We start from the raw sequence: 4,669 nt of genomic DNA, 5'->3' as shown, positions 1-4,669 counted from the left end.
CGCTACACCATCGATACTGCCTGAAGCATCACAATTGTCGGTGTAAGTGGTGGAAACAACCGCTGGCCAATCCGGGTTACAACCTTCTAAAGTGTAATCCGGTTTGTCAACAATAACCGGAGCGGTAACATCGTAATGTCTGCTTACTCGGGTTACCTGTGGTGCTGCATTGTTCAAACAACTATCTGTTTTATTGAACGTGTAATCGCGGTATTGAGTACAACCGTCCTGGCTGGTTTGAACATCTCCCGCTACACCATCGATACTACCTGAAGCATCACAATTGTCGGTGTAAGTGGTGGAAACAACCGCTGGCCAATCCGGGTTACAACCTTCCAAGGTGTAATCAGGTTTGTCAACAATAACCGGAGCGGTAACATCGTAATGTCTGCTCACTCTAGTCACTTGTGGTGCTGCATTGTTCAAACAACTATCGGTTTTATTGAACGTGTAATCACGGAATTGTGTACAACCGTCTTGGCTGGTTTGAACATCCCCCGCTACACCATCAATGCTGCCACCTGGGTCACAATTATCAGTGTAAGTGGTGGAGACTACTGCCGGCCAATCTGGATTACAACCTTCTAAAGTGTAATCCGGTTTGTCAACAATAACCGGAGCTTCACCATCTCCGATAACTTTAAAGGTACTGGTACAGCTTTCTTCCGGGTTACAATTGTCATGGGCTTTTAGGTTGACTGTAACTTCACCTCCACACACAGAAGGTGCTACAAGAGCATCCAATTGTGCTTGTGTTGGTGTTTGAACCAATCCTGCGCCTCCTACAACTGCAAAAGTATCTCTCCAGGCATCAAATGCTGCGTCGACTTCTGCCTGAGTTTTATAGAAACAGGTTTTTTCAATACTTGCCGGACAGGTTACCGTCAAATCGTTCGGCGGTTCGGCATTGACAGTTACTTTGGATATTCTCTCGCAACCCGGGAACGATGGAGCCGCTAATATAACAGTATAAGTTCCTGCTCCGGTTACGACTCTGGTTAAATCTGGTTCGGCGGCATCTGCAGGAAGCAAAGGCCCATAATTATTGTCATTTAAATCGCCCGGATCCGGCCCGTAAAAGGCAAAAGTCAAACCGGCCATATTATTTACCTCGGCCGTAAGGGTAACACTTCCATCCAAACACGTTAAATCACCGTCTTTGATAAGGTTTATGGTAGGATCAATAGAAGTCCCGAAAATATAAGGCCCGGCAAAATCTTTTTGTTCACTAACAAATGAATCCGATCCCCCACCGGCACTACTACGTGTTTTGACCAATAAACTTCCTAAGATATTCGCGCACGGATCTGAATCACCTTTTCTGTCTAACCCAAAAGCAGTCAGGTTAATGCCGATTTCTACAAATTGCTGGGCTTGGAAATCATCAAAAAAAGTAGCTCCGGATCCTTCTAAAGTACCCCAAGGAGTTGCTAGAGTATTGGCTTCCAAATTAACACGTCCCCATATGAAAGTATCAAGTGGGTTTCTGGCCGTAATTCTCGCATATCCGAAAACACCGCTTGAATCTCCCTGGATAAAAGAACCCGCGAGTACATCAAAAGGTCTGTTGGGTTTCGAATTGATGCTGTTGAAATCTGCCTGGCTCATCCAAACCCTGATTCTTACATCGGGTTTATCCCCACCGTTTTCATAGTCAACCGAAACAATAATGGCTCCCGGAATATTTACCGATCCGTTAGCGTTGAAAGTAAAAGCCGTACGTCCTCCGTCCGGCCCTGTATTGGTCATAACGGAACCTCCGGGCGTATACCCTACTTTGGTTCTGAAAAACTCAAAATCGATGTGTTTGCTACCATCTGTAGATCGCAAAGTAGCTCCTGCGAAAGCCCAGAGTGTTGTAAAAGGTCTTGGATCTTCTACCGTTGGCTCTTTCGGGCCATCTCCTCTTAAATGCGCCATAACGTCAATGATGTCGTCTTTTTGAGGGACACTTCCAGAGCCTAAACTCCAAGTGCTTGGATTGTCGGAATTTTTATCAGAAGTACTGGTAAAAATACTCAAATCAGTATTCCCTTGAGCCGTATTGTTATCTCTACCATACACAGCGTCAATCCAGAGTTTTCCATCCACAATCGGATACGGAAACGGAAAGGTTGGTGTTGTGATAGATTGTCTTAACTCGAAGGAAAAATTGTCATCATTCAGTATTGAAGCTTTTAAACTGGCAGCCGTCGATTGATTGATCACTCCTCTTCCAGATCCCGGAAATTGAGAACTTACAAACCAGTCGTCAGTACCTATTGCCGGTACTACCGGGTTGACAGCAAATTGGAGCCTGTTTGCATAAGCATCAGACTCAACACCAAAATTGGATTGCACAACAGCACCTCCAACAAGCTGGCCGTAAACTTTGGTTTGACCGGATAATAAGAATAAAAACAGGTAAAAAGACACAAGAACCGTACTGAATATACTCTTATTAAAGGAATCTGAAGAAAATGTCAAGCTACAACAGGGAAAAGTGCAACAATCGCATTGTTCACTTCTTAAGCGTGTAATAATTTTTTTCATAATAAAATAATTTTAAAAACCATTTTATTAAGCAGGTATTCAACATAGACAAAGGGATTTTTAAAAACGCCGTTTCAATCATAAATTGAATTTTAAAATTTTAAACATAATAAAAATAAAAAGGACAACATTTTAAATTGATTCTGTGGAGGTATTTATTGCTTATGCAATCACAACTAACAATTGAACCGTCAGTATTTGAGTTTGGTTTAGTTCTTAATTTACACTTTTTCCAATAACAATCCGGTAGCGGTAAGTCCCGGACCAAATGCCATGGCAACAATTTTTGTCCCTATGGCTATCTCTTCGTCGTTAATGATTTTATCAAAAATATGAGGAATGGTTGCCGAAGACATGTTTCCATACTCATGCAAAATATAATAGGACCAGGAGGCTTGCTCTTTTTCAATACCTATTTCGTCCACTACATAATCGATAATTTTCGGGCCACCCGGATGAATGGCAAAATGCATATCGGCTTTATTTTCTTCTAAATTAATTTTTGCCTTATCGCATAACCTGCTTAAAAATGCCTTGATGTTCTTGCGTACAAAAACCGGGACCCGTTTTGATAATGTCATCAAAAAATTATACTCTCCTAAATCCCAGGACATATCTTCCAAAGAATCCGGGATGATTACTTCGTGGGAGGAAAGAACTTTCAATCCTCTTTTCAACTTGGTAGAATAAATATTGTGAAAAGCATTCTCTTCATACAAAGAATAACCGATAAACCCGTCTGCAAAAAGCGAGCAAATCATGGTGTTGGCGGGAGAAAAATCAGTTAAGTTCAAATGCGCGGATAATAATTCGGTATGGATAATATCAACCCTTCCGTTTATTTCGCTGGCACAAAGCAAGCTGCTTCCAGTCCGGATGGCCGGGAATGCCCCATAACATCCCATATGGTAAGAATGCGTGACATGGACTGTCTCCCATTTTCTTTTGATTACGGCCTCTTGAGCCAGGCTTGGAGAAGAATAGCCCGAACACGTTACATGAATTAAATTTTCGGGGCTATGAGGTGTATCGGTATAAAATTTATCAAAAACATATCTCATTTTCCTTTTGAACCATTCCATCCGGACTTCGATTTTAGGCCCGTAAAAGTTTCCGCCTTTTACCTCAAAATCAATAGGAAAATGGTATTTAGAAGGTATGGTATGCTCCATTTCATTGACAATAAAGTTCTCTACCTCTTCAAAAACCAAACATTGCCTTTTATTAATATTTTCGGGGAGGATTGCATATTTGTCTACATGGTCGGAGACAAATTCAAAACTTATAGATTCCTCTTCATTTTCGTCATCATCAATTCCCGCTACGGATTTTATCGGATGATTCTGAAAATGATGGTATAAAAATTTAGAATACTGGTTAAGTTTTGATTGACTAATTAAATTTCCTACTTGAATAGGGTGAAAATTAGAAAGTATTATATTTTTCATATCCTTAACTTAAATTCAAGCCACCTAAAATACATGAACTTATAAAACGTAACAGCATCAATTCATCTGAATTTGTACTGTTTGCCGTGCTTCAAAATGCATTGAAGCCTAACTTTCGTTTTTCGGGAAATGTTTTTAAAATGTGTTAATTTTTATATGGTCTTGGAAATCAAAATTCTATAAAGCTCACATATAATAATTGAAGTTTACAAAAAATTAATCAAATGCTATTGATTATATCGAAGTGGTATTTATAATGATAAGATCATCATTACAATAAATCATGGAAGATTAGAAACTATGAAAGAGCTTACGCTACAATCTTTTTCTTATACCGTACAACAAAAGTACTCATTATCAATATTTTAACATTGCTTTATCTCGAATTTAACATTTTTAACAATCTTATTATTACCTTATAACTGGCAATCCCTGTCATTCCTGTGTAAAATTCTATTGATTTTTCGTGGTTGTCCCTTCGGGCCGGGCTATTCGCTTCAATCTTTTAGGGCCACGGGGGCCTAAAAGGATTTCCGCTGCTATCCCTCACCCGGGATTTACTGTAAAAAGGTATTTTTGCTTTGAAAAGTATCTAAAACAAAAAAGTCCTTCACGTAAAGTGAAGGACTTTCTAAAGAAAGATTTGATATTAAGAGGAGGACTGCCTGTGGCAGTCAGGTACGCGAACT

At 39.9% G+C, this 4,669-nt stretch carries 2 protein-coding genes; both read right to left on the bottom strand.

From position 1 onward, the window contains the following. Positions 1-2,532 (bottom strand): hypothetical protein (locus tag E4635_RS12530; protein WP_394345977.1); only part of this gene is annotated, 2,532 nt, incomplete at its 3' end. A gap of 221 nt (positions 2,533-2,753) precedes the next feature. Next, entirely contained in the window at positions 2,754-3,980 is a 1,227-nt protein-coding gene (locus E4635_RS12525) for a 3-oxoacyl-[acyl-carrier-protein] synthase III C-terminal domain-containing protein (protein WP_135527048.1), read from the bottom strand. Positions 3,981-4,669: the final 689 nt, after the last annotated feature.

Source organism: Flavobacterium humi, from assembly GCF_004745595.1.
GTDB lineage: Bacteria > Bacteroidota > Bacteroidia > Flavobacteriales > Flavobacteriaceae > Flavobacterium > Flavobacterium humi.
The sequence above is the reverse complement of the archived record's forward strand: the minus strand, read 5'-3'. Positions and strand labels throughout refer to the sequence as shown.

Excerpts from the sequence above, each read along its gene's own strand:
- E4635_RS12525 (WP_135527048.1), bottom strand. The coding sequence starts at position 3,980 with ATGAAAAATATAATACTTTCTAATTTTCACCCTATTCAAGTAGGAAAT.